The organism is Bradyrhizobium sp. AZCC 1678 (assembly GCF_036924765.1).
Classification (GTDB): Bacteria; Pseudomonadota; Alphaproteobacteria; order Rhizobiales; family Xanthobacteraceae; genus Bradyrhizobium; species Bradyrhizobium algeriense.
Map to the genome: position 1 here is coordinate 6,579,429 of NZ_JAZHSE010000001.1, position 18,878 is coordinate 6,598,306.

Annotated in this window: 16 protein-coding genes and 1 pseudogene; 10 read left to right on the forward strand and 7 right to left on the reverse strand. The window is 62.3% G+C overall.

The genetic code is table 11. From position 1 onward, the window contains the following. Window positions 1-59: 59 nt before the first annotated feature. The 6 genes from V1294_RS31590 to V1294_RS31615 all read right to left on the reverse strand — a co-directional run bounded on the left by V1294_RS31590 (window position 60) and on the right by V1294_RS31615 (window position 8,635). A complete protein-coding gene (locus V1294_RS31590) occupies window positions 60-1,055 on the reverse strand; it encodes a Bug family tripartite tricarboxylate transporter substrate binding protein (protein WP_334502711.1) in 996 nt (331 codons plus the stop codon). 31 nt (window positions 1,056-1,086) lie between these two features. Beyond that, window positions 1,087-2,103, reverse strand: a complete 1,017-nt coding sequence (locus V1294_RS31595; protein ID WP_334502713.1) for a Gfo/Idh/MocA family protein — start codon at window positions 2,101-2,103, stop codon at window positions 1,087-1,089. A 25-nt stretch (window positions 2,104-2,128) separates the two neighbouring features. Continuing rightward, window positions 2,129-2,569 (reverse strand): GlcG/HbpS family heme-binding protein, encoded by a 441-nt coding sequence (locus V1294_RS31600; protein WP_334484154.1) that lies wholly within the window; start codon window positions 2,567-2,569, stop codon window positions 2,129-2,131. Window positions 2,570-2,749: 180 nt separating this feature from the next. Continuing rightward, window positions 2,750-4,336, reverse strand: coding sequence for an alkaline phosphatase D family protein (locus tag V1294_RS31605; RefSeq protein WP_334502715.1), 1,587 nt, complete (start codon window positions 4,334-4,336; stop codon window positions 2,750-2,752). A 233-nt stretch (window positions 4,337-4,569) separates the two neighbouring features. Next, the gene (locus tag V1294_RS31610) at window positions 4,570-5,007 is read right to left on the reverse strand and encodes a hypothetical protein (protein ID WP_334502717.1); all 438 of its coding nucleotides are present in this window, start codon (window positions 5,005-5,007) and stop codon (window positions 4,570-4,572) included. A 154-nt stretch (window positions 5,008-5,161) separates the two neighbouring features. Beyond that, complete coding sequence (locus tag V1294_RS31615) at window positions 5,162-8,635, reverse strand: indolepyruvate ferredoxin oxidoreductase family protein (protein WP_334502720.1); 3,474 nt, start codon at window positions 8,633-8,635, stop codon at window positions 5,162-5,164. 189 nt (window positions 8,636-8,824) lie between these two features. On the opposite strand from V1294_RS31615, the gene V1294_RS31620 reads away from it, so the two are divergent. From V1294_RS31620 to V1294_RS31665, 10 genes and pseudogenes are all read left to right on the forward strand, one after another. Next, window positions 8,825-9,769, forward strand: coding sequence for a hypothetical protein (locus V1294_RS31620; protein ID WP_334502722.1), 945 nt, complete (start codon window positions 8,825-8,827; stop codon window positions 9,767-9,769). Window positions 9,770-9,809: 40 nt separating this feature from the next. Then, a complete protein-coding gene (locus tag V1294_RS31625) occupies window positions 9,810-10,364 on the forward strand; it encodes a carboxymuconolactone decarboxylase family protein (protein WP_334502723.1) in 555 nt (184 codons plus the stop codon). Beyond that, window positions 10,365-11,165 (forward strand): SDR family NAD(P)-dependent oxidoreductase, encoded by an 801-nt coding sequence (locus V1294_RS31630; RefSeq protein ID WP_334502725.1) that lies wholly within the window; start codon window positions 10,365-10,367, stop codon window positions 11,163-11,165. It begins immediately after the preceding gene. Between the two features lie 123 nt (window positions 11,166-11,288). Then, window positions 11,289-11,675: an ester cyclase gene (locus tag V1294_RS31635; protein WP_334504895.1), complete on the forward strand. Its 387-nt coding sequence runs from the start codon at window positions 11,289-11,291 to the stop codon at window positions 11,673-11,675. Window positions 11,676-11,997: 322 nt separating this feature from the next. Next, the gene (locus tag V1294_RS31640) at window positions 11,998-12,222 is read left to right on the forward strand and encodes a hypothetical protein (RefSeq protein WP_334502726.1); all 225 of its coding nucleotides are present in this window, start codon (window positions 11,998-12,000) and stop codon (window positions 12,220-12,222) included. 296 nt (window positions 12,223-12,518) lie between these two features. Beyond that, window positions 12,519-12,959, forward strand: a pseudogene (locus V1294_RS31645) (polyphosphate kinase 2 family protein). Next, window positions 12,956-14,677 (forward strand): SulP family inorganic anion transporter, encoded by a 1,722-nt coding sequence (locus tag V1294_RS31650; RefSeq protein WP_334502727.1) that lies wholly within the window; start codon window positions 12,956-12,958, stop codon window positions 14,675-14,677. Before V1294_RS31645 ends, V1294_RS31650 begins: the two are co-directional and overlap by 4 nt. Before the next feature lie 121 nt (window positions 14,678-14,798). Continuing rightward, the gene (locus tag V1294_RS31655; RefSeq protein ID WP_334502728.1) at window positions 14,799-15,275 is read left to right on the forward strand and encodes a Crp/Fnr family transcriptional regulator; all 477 of its coding nucleotides are present in this window, start codon (window positions 14,799-14,801) and stop codon (window positions 15,273-15,275) included. A 281-nt stretch (window positions 15,276-15,556) separates the two neighbouring features. After that, on the forward strand, window positions 15,557-16,540 hold the full coding sequence (locus tag V1294_RS31660; RefSeq protein WP_334502730.1) for a putative zinc-binding metallopeptidase: 984 nt from the start codon (window positions 15,557-15,559) through the stop codon (window positions 16,538-16,540). Continuing rightward, window positions 16,537-17,562 (forward strand): D-alanine--D-alanine ligase family protein, encoded by a 1,026-nt coding sequence (locus V1294_RS31665; RefSeq protein WP_334502733.1) that lies wholly within the window; start codon window positions 16,537-16,539, stop codon window positions 17,560-17,562. Before V1294_RS31660 ends, V1294_RS31665 begins: the two co-directional genes overlap by 4 nt. A gap of 181 nt (window positions 17,563-17,743) precedes the next feature. On the opposite strand, the gene hemC is transcribed toward V1294_RS31665, so the two are convergent. Then, window positions 17,744-18,718, reverse strand: coding sequence for a hydroxymethylbilane synthase (hemC, locus tag V1294_RS31670; protein ID WP_334504897.1), 975 nt, complete (start codon window positions 18,716-18,718; stop codon window positions 17,744-17,746). Between the last annotated feature and the right edge of the window lie 160 nt (window positions 18,719-18,878).

Here is an 18,878-nt window from a genome sequence, read left to right on the forward strand (position 1 = left end):
TCGGTTATCTGGTGGCGAGGCCCTGAGCGGTCCTCGCCGACCCACCGCCTCGGCACGCCTCATTTCCCCGTTCCGGCCGCCGCAAGAATGGGTGACCAGCGTGCGATCTCGGACCGGACAAAACGATCGAATGCAACCGGGTTGCGTTCGTCCTTTGCCGGTATCGAGCCGCCGAGCTGGGCAATCCGCTCGCGCACGACAGCCTCATCAAGCGCCTGGTCGAGCGCTTCGGAAAGCCTGGCGATGATTTCGGGCGAAACGCCCTTTGGCGCAAACAGTCCTGCCCAGACGCTCATCTCGTAGTTGATACCGCCCTCCTTCGCGGTCGGAACGTCAGGCAGCGTTTCAAGGCGTTTCGCGGCAGAGACCGCGAAGGCCTTGACTGAGCCGGCCAAAACCGACTCAGCCACGCTGACCGACTGCTCGCACATGAAATCGACGTGCCCCCCGACCAGATCGTTCAATGCCGGGCCTGAACCACGATAGGCGACAAGCGCCGGCTTCGCGCCGACTTCCGCCGTGAAGAGAAGACACGCCATATGCGAGGACGCGCCGATGCCGCCATGGGCCAGCTTCACCGCGTCGCCCCGTTGCCGCAGCGCCGCGACGAATTCCTTGAGATCCTGTGCCGGGAAATCCTTCCGCGCGATGATCACTGCCGGGGAATGGGCGGTGAAGCCGATCGGCACGAAGTCGGCAACGGGATCGTATTTGAGGTTCGGCGTCAGCACCGGTGCTGCGACATGCGAGCCCATCGCCGCGGCAAGCAGGGTATAGCCGTCGGGCGCAGCCGCCGCCACGCGTGCGCTGCCGACGGTGCCGCCGGCGCCGCTGACGTTCTCGATGACGATGGATTGCCCGAGGATCTTCGACATCTGGTTGGTGACGATACGCGCAACGACGTCGCTGGCGCCGCCGGGCGGGAACGGAACGACCACCGTGATCGCCCTGGAGGGGTAGTCCTGCGCGCGCACCGGCCCGACCATGCCGGCCAATACCATCGCCGCTGCGCAAGCTCCAACACAAGCTTTCCAGACACTAATGCCAGGTTTCATAACGCGCGCTCCGATCCTTAGCTCTGCGCCGTCACATTTTCGCATCGCCGTTCAATAGTTGGGCAATCTCGACCGAACGTCCCTCACGCGCCGAGAGTATGCCGGCGCGTACCACGGCGAGCGATCGCGTCGCGTACTCGCCCCCGACTTCGTGCCGGCCCTGCCCGCGAACTGCGGCTGCAAACTCCTCCAGTTCCTCGACCAGGGTGTCATTCTCAGCGCATGGCACCACCACCGGCGTGGTCTCGCCGCGCTTGAGCAGGCGAAGCCCGTTGTGCAAATCGTAGTAGGCGGTGGCGTCTTTGCCATAGACGTTCATCAGATAGTATTCGGACGCCGAGGCGTAGCTCGCGTTCAGTGTGGAGAGCGCGCCGTTCTCGTGCTGCAGAATCAGGCTCGCGACATCAGGATTGTCGCCGGGCAGCACCAGTTGCGCCGATTGTCCGCGCACCGCACGGATCGGCCCGATCAAATATTCCAGGACGTCGATATAGTGGATTCCGATCTGCAGCATCACGCCGCCCGGCATTCCCGCGGCCTGGTAGCGCCACGAGGTGAGATCGATCTTGCCGAGACGGTCGCGGCTGATGTTGGCCTCGGCGTTGACGAGCTTGCCGAACAAGCCGTCATCGATCTGCTGCCTGATCCAGCGGAAATGGCTCTCGCGCCGCCGCTGATAGCCGAGCGCCAGGACCACGCCGGCCTTGCGACAGGCCTCGGTGATGGCGCGGCCGTCGGAAATGCTGTTGGCGATCGGCTTGTCCAGAAAGACGTGCTTGCCGGCGGCGGCGGCCGCGCAGGTCGTCGTCAGATGCACGTCGTTCGGCGTGGTATTGATGATCGCCTCGATCTCGGCATCGGCCAGCAGCGCCTCATAGCTCGCGGCCGGCCGGCAGCGGTATTTTGCCGCGAAATTCTTTCGCTTTTCCTCGGACCGGGTGTAGCAGCCGCGGATCTCGAGCTTGCCCGAGCGCTGGATGGCATCCGCCAGAACGTCGGACCACCATCCCATCCCGATACAGGCCACACGGAGCGGATCGGCGCTCATCACTTTGCTCTCCCCCAGGACGATGTCATTCCCAATTCGCGCCGATCGACTCGACGGCCATTTTGGCGATCCGCAAATCGGTCTCCCAATCACCGCCGCTCACGCCGACGCCGCCGATACATTCGCAGCCAACCAGCACCGGTACGCCGCCTTCCATGGCCGTCCACCGTTCCGGTCCGGCGGCGAGCGCAAGTCCGATCGCATGGCTGACGTCGAGGTCCTGGCCGGCCGCGCCTTTGGCCGTGGTCGGGCGCCGGTTTGACGCGGCGCAAACCGCCTTGGTGGTGCAGGAGTGCACGGTATGGAAGCGGCCGCCGTCCATTCGTTCGATCAGGATCACATGCCCGCCGGAATCCACGATCGCACAGGAGATCGCGATTTTGGCTTGGCCGGCCAATTCCACCGCCGTCGCCATGATCATCTTCGCGCCCTGATGCGTCAGGCGCTTGCTCTCGGCGACAAACATGGCAGCGCTCCGGTCGGGAAGGACAGGCGAAGTGTGCGCCACCGCTGCGCCTCCTTCAAGAATTAATACGCAACTTCCGGATGCGATCTTGTACCGCACGCGTCGGCAAGCGGCGAAGCCTAGCCAAACTATGCGGCGCGAACATGGAGGGGTTGATCCAACGGTCTCGCGATCGAAGCGTCAGATATGCTGCGCCATGATCCGGCCGGGCCGCGCGTCCGGGCGGGGCTCGATATCGACCGACCAGAGGTCGCGGTTGTCGACGTCCTTCAACGTCACGGTCATCACTTCAGTCTTGCCGTCGATGTCGACGCGGCCGAAGAACTGCAGGCCGAAACAGGGTGCGAGATTCTCGCCCTGCTCCGCGCTGCAGCCCTTCTGGAACGCAGCTTTCGGCCCGAACGTATTGTCGAGCGGGGCCGGCGCCCAGGTGCCCGCATGTAAGGGGCCGGAGATGAACTCCCAGAACGGCTCGAAATCCTGAAACGCCGCGCGGTTCGGATCGTAATGATGCGCGGCCGTGTAATGCATGTCGGCGGTCAGCCACACCGTGTTGCGGATGCCGGCGCGCTTCATGAACGACAGCAGATCGGCAATCTCGTGCTCGCGCCGCTCCGGCGGGCCATCGCCGAGGGCAATAGCATCCTCGCTGATCAGGCCGATCGGCATGTCGGCGGCGATCACCTTCCAGGTCGCATCGGAGGCCACCAGTTCGCGCTTCAGCCAGGCCAGTTGCGCCGCGCCGAGGATGCGGGTCTCGCTTTGGTCGTCGCGCTTGTTAAAGGTGGAATCGCGGTAGCTGCGCATGTCGATCATAAAGACGTCGAGCAGCGGACCGTAGGCGATCTTGCGATAGATGCGGCCGTCCTGCGCCGGCGTCGCGCGCATCGGCATGAATTCATGGAACGCGCGGCGCGCCCGCGCCACCAGAAGCGAAGAGCCGTCCTCGGCATAGCCGGTCTCGTCGGCGGTGCCGATCGGCGCCCAGTCGTTGGTCACCTCATGATCGTCCCATTGCGCGAACATCGGCACTTCGGCGTTGAAGGCGCGCAGATTGTCGTCGACCAGATTATATTTGTAGTTGGCGCGGAACTGTTCGAGGCTGTGCGCCACCACGGACTTCTGTTCGGTGACGATGTTGCGCCAGATCTCGCCATTGGGCAGCTTCAGCTCGCGTTCCACCGGACAGTCTGCATAGATGTGATCGCCGGAATGGATGAAGAAGTCCGGACGGTTGTCGAGCATGGTACGGTAGGTGCGCATACCGCCGCGCGAGGGATCGATGCCCCAACCTTGGCCGGCGGTATCGCCGGACCACGCGAACGAAATATGGCTTCGCGCGGTGGGCGCGGTGCGGAAATGCCCGACCTGCACCTCGCCTTCGATGCCGCTCTCGCTGATATCATCGAAGCGCACGCGATAGAAGATGTCCTGCCCCGCCGGCAGGCCATCGAGCAGAACTTTTGAGACGAAGTCGCTGTCCGGCAAGGCATCGGCGGTAACGATGCGAAGGATGGTCTTGAAGCTCTCGACAACAGAACATTCAACCTGCATCCGCGCCGGCCGATCGGCGCGCGCCCAGATCACCGCGGAATCAGCCGAGACGTCGCCCGACTGAATCCCGCTGGCGATGAGCGGACGATCCGCGGCGCGGCTGAGATGTGGTCTGGCGAGGCTGCCGAGACCGGCAACGGCAAATGTCGCGGCGGAGCGGACCAGCAACTGACGCCGGTTCAGGCTTTGCCCGGCGCGTATCGCAATCGGCATCGAAGCACCCTCGTCGAATCACGACGAAGGTGTGCCCGAGAAATTTGACTCCTGGCCGAAGGTTTTACGACAGATGGATGACGTGGAATCGTAGGATGGGTAGAGCGAAGCGAAACCCATCCAAGCGAATCGTAGGGTGGGCAAAGCGAAGCGTGCCCACCATTCACGCCAACGAACTCGGAGAGATGGTGGGCACGCTTCGCTTTGCCCACCCTACAAACTACGAACAAATACTACCGCTGCCAGCCGCAGATGCCGCCGGACTTGCACGGCCAGGTCTGGATCCGCGTGTCGCGCGCCTGCGCGTCGAGCGGATTGGTATGACGCCGCGCCAGCTTGGTGCGGGCGGCGCCACGCGGTTTCTCCACACGCGGTTTCTCGGCGCGCTCATGTGCTACGTGAGCAGCTACCTGAGGCGCTACTTGAGGCTTGGGCGCGGCTTCCTTGGGCACAACCACGCGCTCCGTCTTCACCGGCCGGGCATCGTTTCTGGCCTCGATCCGGACCGGGGCGAATCGCGTCTCCGGGCCGAGCCGCTTCGGCGAGAGCACGGCCTGCGAAAGATCGAGGCCAATGAGCTCGCCGGCCTTGTAGTCGTCTGCCAGCGCGGTGCTGCCCGACATCAGGAGCCCCGTGCAAAGTGCTACCGCAAAAGCGCTTTTCAGGACCATCGAAGGCCTCCTGAAATCAACCAAAAATCTGAAGAACGGCCATCATGTAGGCAGCCGGCCGCACAATGCCAGCCGATCCCGCCCGCAAGATTACTGGTGAATGATCCCGGCTGTGGAAAAGTTCACAGCCAAGAACAGCCAAGATAAGCGAAACTTATTCAGCTGCCTGCGCCACCGGCTGGCCGATCGCGGCCTCCACGCGCGTGCACTCGCTGCGGAACTTCGCGACATTGGCTTCCTTGACGTGGCCGTAGCCGCGAACGAGTTCCGCGGACTTTGCCAGCGCTACCAGACGCGGCCAATCCTGCGGCTTCGCCGTGTCGAGATTGCGGAAGATGATCGCGGAATATTCGCTCGGTAGCGCCCGCTCCATCCGGCGCTCGGCCGTGTAGCCGAATGGATCGAATGCAGTTCCGCGCAGGAACTTGAACCGCGTCAGGAGTTCGAAGGCGCGGAAGATCCAGGCGCCGAACTCGCGCTTGCGCAGGTGCCCGGTCACCTTGTCGCGCGGCGCCAGCAGCGGCGGCGCTAGGCTGACCTTGACGCTCGCGTCGCCGTCGAACTGTTCCTTCAACGCTTTTGCGAACTCACCGTCGGAATAAAGCCGGGCGACTTCGTATTCGTCCTTGTAGGCCATCAACTTGAACAGGCCTTTTGCAAACGCTTCGGTCAGTTCATGCGACCCGGGCGAGCCCTTTGCTTCGACCGCGCGAACGCGCTCGACCTCGCTGAGGTAGCGCTTCGAGTAGGCCTCATTCTGGTAGTCCGTCAGGAACTTGGCGCGGAAAGCGATGCTCTCGTCGAGCGTCCGCTTGACCGGCGCCGCGCCCGAATTCTTGAAGCGGGCAGCCGTGACGACGCGCTGCAGATCGTGCGCGGCGAGCCGGCCCCACGAGAACGCCAGCTTGTTCATGTCGATCGCCGCGCCGTTGAGGTCGATCGCCTTCATGATCGCCTCCAGCGAAAGGGGAATCGCGCCACGCTGGAACGCGAAGCCGAGCATGAAGGCGTTGGTGGCGATGCTGTCGCCCATCAGCGCGGTGGCAAGCCCGGTCGCGTCCAGAATATCGAGATCGGAGGCGCTGACGGCGCCATTGAGCGACTCCCGCATCGTCCCCGCCTCAAAGTCGATGTCGGGGTTGATGACGAAGCTTGCCGTCGGCAACAAATCGGCATTGACGATCGCGCGCGTCACGCCGCGCTCGGCCCGGCTCAGCGCCGGAATGCTGGTGGCGACCACGATGTCGCAGCCGAGGATGAGGTTGGCGCCGCCGGGCGCAATACGGACGGTTGCGAGATCGTCCGCCTCGGGCGCGATGCGGACATGGCTCATGACCGCGCCGTTCTTCTGCGATAACCCTGTGAAGTCGAGCGTCGAGCACGCCAGGCCCTCGACATGGGCGGCCATGCCGAGCAGCGCGCCGATGGTGATGACGCCGGTGCCGCCGATGCCGGTGACGAGGATGTTGTAAGCGCCATCGAGCACAGGCGTGGCCGGCACAGGCAGATCGGCGAACAGCGCGGACGGATCGGCCGCGGTGCGATCGGCCTTCCTTAGTCTGCCGCCATGCACGGTGACAAAACTCGGGCAAAAGCCCTCGATGCAGGAAAAGTCCTTGTTGCAGTTCGACTGGTCGATCCGCCGCTTGCGGCCGAACTCGGTTTCCAGCGGCTGCACGGAAACGCAGTTGGAAACAGACGAGCAATCGCCGCAGCCCTCGCAGACCCTCTCGTTGATGAAGACGCGCTTCGGCGGATCGGGATAGAGCCCGCGCTTGCGGCGGCGGCGCTTTTCCGCCGCGCAAGTCTGGTCGTAGATCAGGACGGTGAGGCCCTTGACCTCGCGCAGTTGCTTCTGCACGGCGTCGAGCTCGCGGCGATGATGAACGGTCGCGCCTAATGGGAAGTAATTGCTGGGATACTTTTCGGGATCGTCGGAGACGATGACGAGACGTTTGGCGCCTTCCGCCGAAACCTGGTGCGCGATCTGCGAGACGGTCAATCCGCCTTCCGCCGGCTGGCCGCCGGTCATCGCCACCGCATCGTTGTAGAGGATCTTGTAGGTGATGTTGACGCGAGCAGCCGCCGCCGCGCGGATCGCGAGCAGGCCGGAATGAGTGTAGGTGCCGTCGCCCAAATTCTGGAACACGTGCGGCTCGCTGGTGAACGGCGCCTGCCCGATCCAGGTGACGCCTTCCGCGCCCATATGCGAGATCGTCTGGGTGCGGCGGTTCGGCACCGACAGCGCCATGCCGTGACAGCCGATGCCGGCCATGGCGCGGCTGCCCTCGGGGATCTTGGTCGAGGTGTTGTGGGGACAGCCCGAACAGAAATACGGCGTGCGCTGCAGCTTGGCGGCGCCAATGCCTTCCGCCGGCCGGTCGAACGCCTCGAGCTTTGCGAGACGCTGCTCCAGCGCCGGGCTGCGATGGCCAAGTTTGCGCAACCGCGCAACCACAGCCGCCGCGACCATGGTCGGCGTTATTTCGCCCTCGCTCGGCAGCAGCATCGCGCCGCTCTCGTCGCGCTTGCCAACCACCGAAGGCCGCTTCGAGGCATCGACATTATAGAGAATGCGAAGGAGCTGGTCCTCGATGAAACCGCGCTTCTCCTCGACCACAAGCACATCCTGCAGACCTTCGGCGAACGCCTTTGCTCCGGATTCCTCCAGCGGCCAGGTCAGCGCGACCTTGTAGATGCGCAGTCCCAGCGCCTGCGCCTCGGCGTCTGATATCCCGAGGTCGGCCAGCGCCTGCCGGAGGTCGAGATAGGCCTTGCCGGTCGCCATGATGCCGAGCCGGGCGGGCTTGGAATCCAGCACGATGCGGTCAAAGCGATTGACGCGCGTGAACGCCGCCACCGCCTGCATCTTCGGGCCGTGCAGCCGCCGCTCCTGCTCCAGCGGCGCATCGGGCCAGCGGATGGAAAGCCCGCCCGGCGGCATTTCGAAATCATCGGGCATGATGATCTTGATGCGGTCGGGATCGCTGACGATCGAGGCCGAGCTTTCAACGGTTTCGGAAATCGCCTTGAAGCCGACCCAGCAACTTGAATAGCGCGACAGCGCAAAGCCCAAAATGCCGAGGTCGAGATAATCCTGCAGCGTCGCCGGATTGACCACCGGCATCAATGCCGCGGCGAACACCTGCTCGCTCTGATGGGCGAGCGTCGAGGACTGGCAGCCATGGTCGTCGCCGGCGAGCGCAATCACGCCGCCGTTCGGCGAGGTGCCCGCCGAGTTGGCATGCTTGAGCGCATCCATCGAGCGGTCGACGCCGGGGCCTTTACCATACCAGATACCGAATACGCCATCGACCCTGGCGCCGGGAAACATGCCGACCTGCTGGCTGCCCCACACGGCGGTGGCCGCCAGGTCCTCGTTGAGACCGGGCGCAAACTCGATGTCATGCTGCTTGAGGAAGGTTTTGGCGCGCCACAGCGCGTGGTCGTACATGCCGAGCGGCGAGCCGCGGTAGCCTGATATGAATCCGGCGGTGTTGAGCCCCGCCGCACGGTCGCGTTCGCGCTGCAACATGGGAAGGCGGACCAGCGCCTGTGTACCGGACAGAAAAATCCGCTTCGCGTCCAGACGATACTTGTCGTCCAGACCAACTTCCATCAACGCCATTCGTCCGCTCCCCGTCGCACGTTCCGCCGGTTATTTGAACCGGTCTAATTACGAACAGAATGCACCGGTTTTGCTATGCGTGCCCAGCGTGAATTCATGGCCGCAGGACATATCTCGCCCGCCTTGTGGATCGCTCTTGCCGAAATCCGCCTTCTTTGAAACGCTTGGGAGTAAAGGGAGACACCAGGGATGACAGAAGCGGCGTTCACGACCGAACTATTGGAAAGCGGCAATCTGCTGGTGGGGCCGTGGCGCCGTCCGAAGCAGATGCTTCACGCGCAGGTCTACGACTCCCACGCCTCGATCCACGACGATGCGACCGCGCAAAAGCTCGGCTTTCAGGGCGGCACCATCGAGGGCCCGACCCATTTCAGCCAGTTCGCGCCGCTGTGCGAGCGGATCTGGGGCCAGGCCTGGTTCGAGACCGGGTGCCTGTCGGCCCACTACCGCAACCCCGCCTTCGAGGGCGAGGAGGTGCAGGCCAATATCGAAAAGCCGAAGCCGGGCGAGAGGATCTGCGCGATCGGCATGACCAAGCGCGACGGCACCGAGATCTTGCGTGGCACCGCATCGATCGGCGGTGACGGAACGGACACGGCGCTTTCCCGCCGGCTTGGCGAACTGAAGCCGCTCGGCGATCCCGTCATTCTCGCCGACCTCAAGGTCGGCATGAAGACACCCCGCCAGACGGTGAAGATGGATTTCGACCAGCACATGGGCGACCTCTACCCGTTTTCGCTTAAGCAGAAGCTGAAGGTGATCACCGAGCCCTCGGCGTATTATTCGCAGGAGCTCAATCCCTGGGGACGGGCGATCATTCCCATGGAGATGCTGAGCGTGCTGTTTCAATACCGCGCCCGCGAGGACCGGTTGCCGGTCCGCGGTCCGGCGGTCGGGCTGTTCGCCGATCAGGAAATCCGCCTGCTGCGCGGGCCGCTATTCGCAGGTGAGAGCTACACCACCGAGCGCGAGGTCGTTGCGCTGAGCGGCAGCCGTCGCACCGAGAGCGTGTGGATGCGCACGACGGTGTTCGCCGCCGATGACAAGCCCGTTGCAACCATGCTGCTCAACATGGCGAGCATCAAAGATTCCTACGCCAACTACGATCAGGAGCACAAAGCGCTCTATGGCTAGGTGAGCGTGATCCGCTATCGCCAACAAGGACAACAACAAAATGGCCCGCCTGCCCTATCTCGAAGCCGACCAGGTCGCCCCTGAATACCGCGACATGCTCAAGCGCAACACCAATTTGCACAAGCTGTTGGTGAACTCGCCCGACATGGCGCGCGCCTTCAACGGCGTCGGCGGCTACATCCGCTTCGAGAGCAAGCTCGATCCGCGCTTGCGTGAACTCGCGATCCTCCAGGTCGGCTGGATGGAGAAATCCGAATACGAATTCACCCACCATGTGAAGATCGGCAAGGAGTTCGGCGTCACCGATGACGATATCGCCGCCCTGATGGCCGAGACCGACGGCAAGCCCTCCAAACTCGAACCTCTGGCGAAGACGATTCTCCGTGGCGCCCGTGAGATGGTGCGGGAACTTGCGATGTCGGAGGCGACATTCGCCGAGATTAAAAAGGAACTCTCCGACGAGCACATGGTCGACCTCGTGCTCACCATCGCGTTCTACTGCGCCGTGGTCCGCGTGCTGGCGACGATGAAGATCGACAACGAACCCTTTTACAGAGAGGTACTGCAACAGTACCCGATCCCGGGAGTGGAATGAATGCGCCTGAAAGATCGTGTCGCCATCGTCGTCGGCGCCGGACAGAGCCCCGGCGAAGGCATCGGCAACGGCCGCGCCACCGCGCTGACCTTTGCGCGCGAAGGCGCCAAGGTGCTGTGTGTCGATCACAATCTGGCCTCCGCCCAGGAGACGGTCGACATGATCACCGCCAAACAGGGCACCGCAGCGGCGTTCAAGGCCGACGTCACCCAAAATGCCGACCTCAAGGCGATGGTGGCGGACGCGCAAGGACGCTGGGGCCGCATCGACATCCTGCACAACAATGTCGGCGTCAGCCTGTCCGGCGGAGACGCCGAACTGCTCGACATTTCAGAGGAGGCGTTCGACCGTTGCGTCGCGATCAATCTGAAGAGTTGCGTGTGGGCCGCCAGGCACGTGATCCCGATCATGCGGGCGCAAAAAAGCGGCGCGATTATCAACATCTCGTCGATGGCCGCGATCACGACCTATCCTTATGTGGCCTACAAGGCGACCAAGTCGGCGATGATCGCCTTCACTGAACAGCTCGCCTACCAGAACGCGCAATACGGCATCCGCGCCAACGTCATCCTGCCCGGCCTGATGAACACGCCGATGGCGGTCGATACTCGCGCGCGCGAGTTCAAGAAGAGCCGCGCCGAGGTCGAGGCCGAACGCGATGCAAAAGTGCCGCTGCGCCACAAGATGGGCACCGGCTGGGACGTCGCCAACGCCGCGCTGTTCCTCGCTTCCGATGAAGCAAGTTTCATTACCGGCGTGACGCTGCCGGTGGACGGCGGCGCCAGCGTCAGGCGCGGATAGAGTTGTAGGGTGGGCAAAGGCGCGAAGCGCCGTGCCCACCTTTCTCTCGGCGTAGAAGATGGTGGGCACGCTTCGCTTTGCCCACCCTACGGCAGCTACACCCCCGGAAGAAGGCGCATTGCCATGACCAAAGCCGACCTTTCCGACCTCTATCGAAACTACATTGCCTGCCTGAACAAGCAGGACTGGCCGATGCTGGGCGAATTCGTTCATCACGACGTGGTCCACAACGGCCGGCGCATCGGCTTGTCGGGTTATCTCGAAATGCTGGAGAGAGACTTTGATGAAATTCCGGACCTTCATTTCAACATCCGGATGCTGATCGCCGATCCACCTTATATTGCCAGCCGGCTCAGCTTCGACTGCACACCGAAGGGAAGCTTCCTTGGCCTCCAGGTAGGCGGGAAGCGAGTTTCATTCACCGAGAATGTTTTCTACGAGTTTCGGAACGACAAGATTCGCGAAGTTTGGTCGGTGATAGATAAGGTGGCGATCGAAGCCCAGCTTTAGCAGCCAATATGGCCGCGCGTTCCGACGGCGCGAAGAGGCCGGGCTCCTGAAATTTACCACTTGTTAGTAACTTTCTCTTAAGGGTTGCGGCGATTGGGCGGTCTTTTTGACGCGCCCCGTATTCACGCAATTTTGCGCCAGCGTTTTTGTCCGGCCATCTGTGTGATTCGACACATTCAATCGATTCCAGTGACACGATGATGTGACAGCACATCGTCGCTTGTCGAAATACCGACTCGTTGCAGTCGCACGAATTTCACGTGCGCTCGCTATGAGGCACCACAAGAATTGTGGCAAGCGCTGCAAGAAATGCCGAGGTACCATGAACGAAGAATTCGACTACGACCTGACGCCGTCCCAGTGGGAAGCATTGAAAGCGTTGCGCACGCCGCAATCAAAGCTGCCGCGCATGAGCCGCTACACGATCGACGGCCTGATCGCGCTCGGACTAGCCGACATAAACGGCGATACGCCCGCCATCACTGCAAAGGGGCGCAAGGTGCTGATCAGGGGTTCGTCGCTGCTGTTGCAGGATCTGGCGGCCTGATTCGCGGCACTGCGCTGCAACACAAGATTTTGGATTGGCCACACCTGATTCCCTTGGATATCAGAGCTCCATCGACTGAGTGGCAACTAGGGTTCCGGATGGCGAGACCGCCATCGCCGGTCCGAGCGTTGCGGAAACCGCGATAGCACGCGGCTGCACCCGAGGGACAAAAGCCGGGAGGAGATGTCGAGATCTTGTTCGCGCCAGATGGCACGGAGGTCTCATGTCGCCGCTCTCACTCTCGCTCGTTGTCCTCGCCGCCTTTATTCACGCCACCTGGAATCTGCTTTCGAAGCGTGCGGCGGCCGGCCCGACCGGGCGAGATCGTACTGTTCGACCGCTCATGGTACAACCGGGCCGGCGTCGAGCGGGTGATGAACTTCGTCACCGATGAGGATTACGAGCGGCTCATAACGATGGTCCCCGTTGTCGAGCGGGAGATGATCGTCAACAACGGCATCATCCTGCGCAAATACTTTCTCGATGTAAGTCAGGACGAGTAACGTCGCCGGTTTGAGGCGCGGATCAAAGACCTGATGAAACACTGGAAGCTCAGTCCGATGGACACTGAATCGATGCGGCGCTGGTGGGACTACACAGCGGCCTACCAGCGTATGATCAAGGCCACCCACACGTCATGGGCGCTCTACCGTGGGTCTGAGCGCTGGCCACCCGGTTCCCAGCCGCTACTGACGTTTCGGCCCGGAGTGGCCGGGCCTGGAAGTGACGGCCAATGAAGCATTGGATGCACTGGCTGCCGGGCATCGAAACGCTGCGTCGATACGAGGCGGCGTGGCTTAGGCACGATATCCTCGCTGGGCTCGTGCTGGCGGCCATGCTGGTCCCGGTTGGAATTGCCTACGCGGTGGCATCGGGCTTGCCTGGCATCTACGGTCTGTACGCAACGATCGTGCCGCTGTTGGTCTACGCATTGTTCGGCCCCAGTCGCATCCTTGTTCTGGGACCGGATTCGGCGCTGGCGGCTGTTATCCTCGGCGTTGTCGTTCCGCTGTCCGGTGGTGATCCTCTCCGCGCCGCAACGCTCGCCGCCATGATGGCGATCGTTTCAGGGACGGTATGCATTCTGGCCGGCATCGCCCGCCTGGGTTTTGTCACCGAGCTGCTCTCCAAACCGATTCGGTACGGCTATATGAACGGAATTGCATTGACCGTTTTGATCAGCCAAATGCCAAACCTCTTCGGCTTCTCGATCAATGGCGAAGGACCCCTGCGGAGTCTGTGGGCGATCGCCGATGCGATCCTTGAAGGAAAGACAAACTGGGTCGCATTCGGGATTGGGCTCGGCACGCTGACGGTCATCCTGCTGCTCCAGAACAACAAGCGGCTGCCAGGGATTCTGATTGCGGTGGTTGCGGCGACCGCTGTCGTCGGCGCGCTTGATCTTGGAACCCGTTACGGCGTGGCGGTCATTGGCCCCCTTCCAGAGCGATTGCCGGGTTTCGCAATCCCCTGGATAACCTACGGCGATATCGTCCCGGTACTGGTCGGCGGCTGCGCCATTGCCCTGGTTTCGTTTGCGGACACCAGCGTGCTTTCGCGTTCCTATGCCGCGCGATTGGGTACTCATGTCGATCCCAACCAGGAGATGGTCGGGCTTGGCGCCGCCAATCTGGCAACCGGCTTTTTTCAAGGTTTCCCGATCAGCAGCAGCTCTTCGCGTACGCCTGTTGCCGAAGCCGCCGGCGCCCGTACCCAGATAACCAGCGTCGTCGGCGCACTTGCCATCGCCACCCTTCTGCTAGTGGCGCCAAACCTGCTTCAGCATTTACCCTCCGCTGCATTGGCGGCTGTCGTCATCGCCGCTGCGATCGGCTTGTTTGAGGTCACCGACCTCAAACGAATCTATCGGATTCAGCAGTGGGAGTTCTGGCTGTCGATGGTCTGCTTTGTCGGCGTGGCCGTATTCGGAGTGATTCCGGGAATTGGGCTTGCAATCGCGATCGCCATTATCGAATTCCTGTGGGACGGCTGGCGCCCGCACTCGGCCGTGTTGGGTCGCGCCGATGGCGTCAAAGGTTACCACGACATCACGAGATATCCGGATGCACGCCGAATCCCCGGGCTGGTTCTGTTTCGGTGGGATGCGCCGCTATTCTTCGCCAACGCCGAATTCTTCAAGGAGCGCATACTGGACGCCGTGGCGAAATCGCCGACGCCCGTGCGCTGGCTGGTCGTTGCGGCGGAGCCTGTCACCAGCGTGGACGTCTCCGCCGGCGATACGGTCGCCGAATTGGACGAGATGCTGCACGCGCAGGGCATCGAGTTGTGCTTTGCCGAACTGAAAGATCCGGTAAAGGACAAGCTGAAGCGATTTGGGTTGTTCTCGCAGCTTGGCGAGCAATATTTTTTCCCAACCGTTGGCGCAGCCGTTTCCAGCTACCTGGAAATCAATGACGTGGAGTGGGAGGACTGGGAGGACCAGGTCAAACGTTAGGAAGTGACGTGCCGAGCTTGACTACGTCGCTTGACCGATCCTTGAAGGAGACCGGCAACCGCGCGGCCGCGAAAGCAGGTTCCGAACTTGCCGCTGCCGGAAGCGAGAGTATATTGGATCGATGGCTGTCAGCTCGCCCGATCTGAAAGCATTTTTGCTCGCCACACCTTTCTTCGGTGGCCTCTCGGACGCAAGCCTCGATCTCCTGGCCTCAATGCTGGTCGAGCGCCGCTTCGACGCCGGCGCCACGATCGTCGCGGAAGGAGAACCGGGGCGCTCAATGTTCATTGTTCACTCGGGCCAGCTCCTGGTGAGCAAGCTCGGTGATTTGGGCCGCGCCATTCGGATATCGGGTCTGGAGCCCGGCGATTTCTTCGGCGAAATGACGCTCATCGAAATGCAGAACCGGTCAGCCACCGTCGTAGCCGAGAGCGCAACCGTACTGTACGAGCTCACGGCCCGAAACCTCTACGCGTACTACAAGGCCGACATCCACGGCTACGTGATGGTGATGCAGAATATCAACCGCGAACTTTGCCGGCGGCTCCGCCGCGCCGACAGCCGTATTGCCGAACTGACCATTCACGCGGGTCGATGATGCAGATACAATCCGCAACGGCCCGTAGCGTGGCCGCCCAACGTTCTGAATTGACTTCCGCTTTCGGCGTCACAGTGCACATGGCTGGACTTGCCGCTGGACCGCCCCGGTAGCGAATGCCCCCAAGGCCGACGTGGGTCGCTAAACAACGGCGCGCCGCGGAGACTCCGCGGTTGTTGTCTTCAGCATCCTATGACACCATCTGAGTACCGAGTTGTTATGACTTCCAGAGGCCTATGCCCCGCCGGAAATATGCTTGGGAAAAGCTATCGGATGAGCAGTTGCTCCAGCAACGCCTCAGTAGTCTGAGGGTTGCGGTCGAAGGCACTTGGCTCGAGGATTGTATCAGCACTCTTTATGAAGAGCTTGAAGAGCGGGGCATCCGGCTGCGGCCACATACATGGATGTCGAGCGAATGGTTTAGTCCGGCAGATGTGCCGGGCATTGCCGTCCCATTCTATCTCAGCCATCCCCGCCTGATGAAGCTGGAGAAGAAAATGATGCTCGACGTCGAGGGCGGCACCTGGTCCGAATGCATGGCCATCCTCCGCCATGAGGCAGGCCATGCCATCCAGCACGGCTATCAGCTGCAGCGCCGCCGGCGTTGGCAGCAGCTGTTCGGCCGGTCCTCAAAACACTACCCACGCTACTACCGGCCCAATCCGGCCAGCCGGCAATATGTTCAGCATCTTCGGCTCTGGTACGCGCAGAGCCATCCGGACGAGGACTTCGCTGAAACCTTCGCGGTGTGGCTGCGGCCGCGTTCGAACTGGCGGACGCGCTATGCCGGCTGGCCGGCGCTGAACAAGCTCGAATATGTCGACGAACTGATGGAGGAGATCGCCGGGAAGCGGCCGCTGGTCACGACGCGGGAGCGTGTCGATCCGTTGCATGAACTCGGCCAGACACTCGGCGACCACTATAAAAAGAAGCAGGCGTTCTACGCCTTCAGGCCACCGAAGACTTACGACCGCGACCTCTCCCGGCTCTTTTCCGCCGATCCACGGCATCGCCGGGGGCAGCCGGCTTCTGCATTCATCAGGCGGCACCGCGCCCACATCAGGCAGCTGGTTGCGCGGTGGACGGGCGAGAACCAGCTTACGCTTGATGCTGTACTTGACGACATGATCTCCCGCTGCCGAGAGCTCAATCTGCGCGCTGTCGGCTCCGATCGGAAGCTTGTGGCTGACTTCACCGTCCTGTTGACCGCCAAGACCATGCACGCGCTGTTCGGTCCTTCGCGGCGAAAATGGATCGCGCTATGAGACGTCTGCGCGTTCTGGTGCTCATGCATCCGGACTTTGTGCCCCCGGACTCCACCGAGGGATACACTGCGCGGCAAATCAACGAATGGAAAACAGAATACGACGTCGTGAGCACCTTGCGTGCGGCCGGCCATGATGTTCGCGCACTCGGTGCGCAGGAGGAAATCAAGCCAGTGCGCGAGGAGATCGAAAGTTTCAAGCCGCACGTGGTATTCACGTTGCTGGAGCAGTTTCACAACGAGCCCACGTATGACCAGCACGTCGCAAGCTATCTCGAACTGATGCAGATCCCGTATACCGGGTGTAACCCGCGTGGTCTGATCCTGGCGCGCGGCAAGGATCTGTCCAAGACATTGGTGCACCATCGCCGGATCGCGGTGCCGGCCTTCGCCGTATTCCCGATGCGCCGAAAGGTCAAACGCCCAGCGCGTCTTGCGCTGCCGTTAATCGTCAAGAGCCTGAACGAGGATGGATCCCGGGGTATCTCGCAGGCATCCGTCGTCGATACGGACGAGAAGCTCGCAGAGCGCGTCGCCTTCGTCCATCAGCGGATCGGGACCGCCGCGATCGCCGAGCAATATATCGAGGGACGTGAGCTTTATGTCGGCGTGCTCGGCAACAATCGGTTGCGAGTGTTGCCGGTTTGGGAATTGAAATTCGGCACTATGGGCGGCCAGGCCATAGCCACCGAAAAGGTCAAACACGATCCCGGTTATCAGGAGCGCGTGGGAATTATGGATGGGCCGGCCAAGAACCTTGCGCCGGAGGTACTCACCCGCATTCAGCGAACAGCGAAACGCATCTACCGAACACTTGGGCTCGATGGATACGCGCGCATCGATTTTCGCCTTGCTGCCGACGGCACCTTGTATTTCATTGAAGCGAACCCCAATCCCGAAATCGCGAAGAGCCAGGAGTTCGCTACGGCGGCCCAGTATGGCGGACTTGATTACCCGGACCTCTTGCATCGCATTCTTGCGCTCGGAAAAAGCCGGGCAAACGCCGGCGCATCCGTAGGCTGAGACGGGCATGCGGAAGAGAGATTCCCGATTCATCTATGTCCGGCTGTTTTGGTCTTCTCGAAGACTCGCAGTCCTGAGGATGTTTTAGCTTCTGATCCGACAGCCCAAATCGATGCGGAATTTGGTCCGCTATCGGCGCGGACATCGAGTAGCAATCAAGCTCGATTTATGGGTATGCGCCCTAATGTTCGTCCGGCCTCGTCCGCGCGATAATCTCGGCCGCACCCTTGTCCAGCAATTCCAGCCCGACGGCGCGGCCAAGCTCGCGCGGCCGGTCCGCTGCGCCATGCCGCGACACCTCGATGAAGCGGTCGCCGGTTTCATCGAGCACGGCGGCCGTCAGCATCATCTCGCGGCCCGCAAGCGTAGCGTGGCCGGCGATCGGCGAGTTGCAATGGCCGTTCAATACCCAGAGCACCTCGCGCTCGGCCTCGGCGCAGCGCCGCGACGCGGCGTCCTCGATCTTCGCCAGCCGCTTGCGCGTCAGCCAATCGTTCTCGACGCATTCTACCGCGACGATGCCCTGCCCCACCGCCGGCAGCATCTCGCGAACCGAAAAATCATGGGCGATCCGCGAGGTCATCCCGATGCGCTCGAGCCCCGACCGCGCCATGACAAGCGCATCCGCAGGGCCGACCTCGCCGCCATCGGGAAGCCGCTGCTTGTCGCCGCGGTCGAGTTTTGCCACGCGGGTATCGGCCGCGCCGCGGAAATGGATGACGGTCACCTCGGGAAACAGCCGGCGCAGATAGGCCGCGCGGCGCACCGCATTGGTGCCTATCTTGAAACCTTTCCCGTTCGATGCGCGAAATTCATCGAGCGAAAGGCCGGGACGCAGCACCAGCGCATCGTTGGCGGCGTCGCGCGGCAGCGTCGCGGCGATGATCAGGCCCGGGGTCTCCTCATTGCCCGGAACATCCTTCAGCGAATGCATCGCCGCCTGCAATTCGCCGCCGCGCATGGCTTCGCGAATTTCGGCGACGAACGCCCCGCCCTTGCCGCCATGGCGCAGCAGCTTGCTGGTCTGGTCCCGGTCGCCGCGGGTTTCGAACTTGACGATCTCGACGTCGAGCGCGGAATCGGCCGCGCGCAACAGCCGCGCGATCCCTTCCGTCTGCGCCAGCGCCATCGCGCTCTTGCGCGTGCCGATCTTCAAGGTCTGTCCCGACACAAGGTCTCCGTTCGAAGGCGATCAAGCTGTTGTTTCGTGCGTAGGGGATAGAGCAAGCCGCCCACCAGAACAACTCTTTGGCTAATGGCTTGGCTAATGGCGAGCCGTTCGTTTAGGAGCGCCCATTGTGCACCGCAACAACCTG

Coding starts and splice junctions, on each gene's coding strand:
- V1294_RS31590 (WP_334502711.1), bottom strand. CDS start 1,055: ATGAAACCTGGCATTAGTGTCTGGAAAGCTTGTGTTGGAGCTTGCGCA.
- V1294_RS31595 (WP_334502713.1), bottom strand. CDS start 2,103: ATGAGCGCCGATCCGCTCCGTGTGGCCTGTATCGGGATGGGATGGTGG.
- V1294_RS31600 (WP_334484154.1), bottom strand. CDS start 2,569: ATGTTTGTCGCCGAGAGCAAGCGCCTGACGCATCAGGGCGCGAAGATG.
- V1294_RS31605 (WP_334502715.1), bottom strand. CDS start 4,336: ATGCCGATTGCGATACGCGCCGGGCAAAGCCTGAACCGGCGTCAGTTG.
- V1294_RS31610 (WP_334502717.1), bottom strand. CDS start 5,007: ATGGTCCTGAAAAGCGCTTTTGCGGTAGCACTTTGCACGGGGCTCCTG.
- V1294_RS31615 (WP_334502720.1), bottom strand. CDS start 8,635: ATGGCGTTGATGGAAGTTGGTCTGGACGACAAGTATCGTCTGGACGCG.
- V1294_RS31620 (WP_334502722.1), top strand. CDS start 8,825: ATGACAGAAGCGGCGTTCACGACCGAACTATTGGAAAGCGGCAATCTG.
- V1294_RS31625 (WP_334502723.1), top strand. CDS start 9,810: ATGGCCCGCCTGCCCTATCTCGAAGCCGACCAGGTCGCCCCTGAATAC.
- V1294_RS31630 (WP_334502725.1), top strand. CDS start 10,365: ATGCGCCTGAAAGATCGTGTCGCCATCGTCGTCGGCGCCGGACAGAGC.
- V1294_RS31635 (WP_334504895.1), top strand. CDS start 11,289: ATGACCAAAGCCGACCTTTCCGACCTCTATCGAAACTACATTGCCTGC.
- V1294_RS31640 (WP_334502726.1), top strand. CDS start 11,998: ATGAACGAAGAATTCGACTACGACCTGACGCCGTCCCAGTGGGAAGCA.
- V1294_RS31650 (WP_334502727.1), top strand. CDS start 12,956: ATGAAGCATTGGATGCACTGGCTGCCGGGCATCGAAACGCTGCGTCGA.
- V1294_RS31655 (WP_334502728.1), top strand. CDS start 14,799: ATGGCTGTCAGCTCGCCCGATCTGAAAGCATTTTTGCTCGCCACACCT.
- V1294_RS31665 (WP_334502733.1), top strand. CDS start 16,537: ATGAGACGTCTGCGCGTTCTGGTGCTCATGCATCCGGACTTTGTGCCC.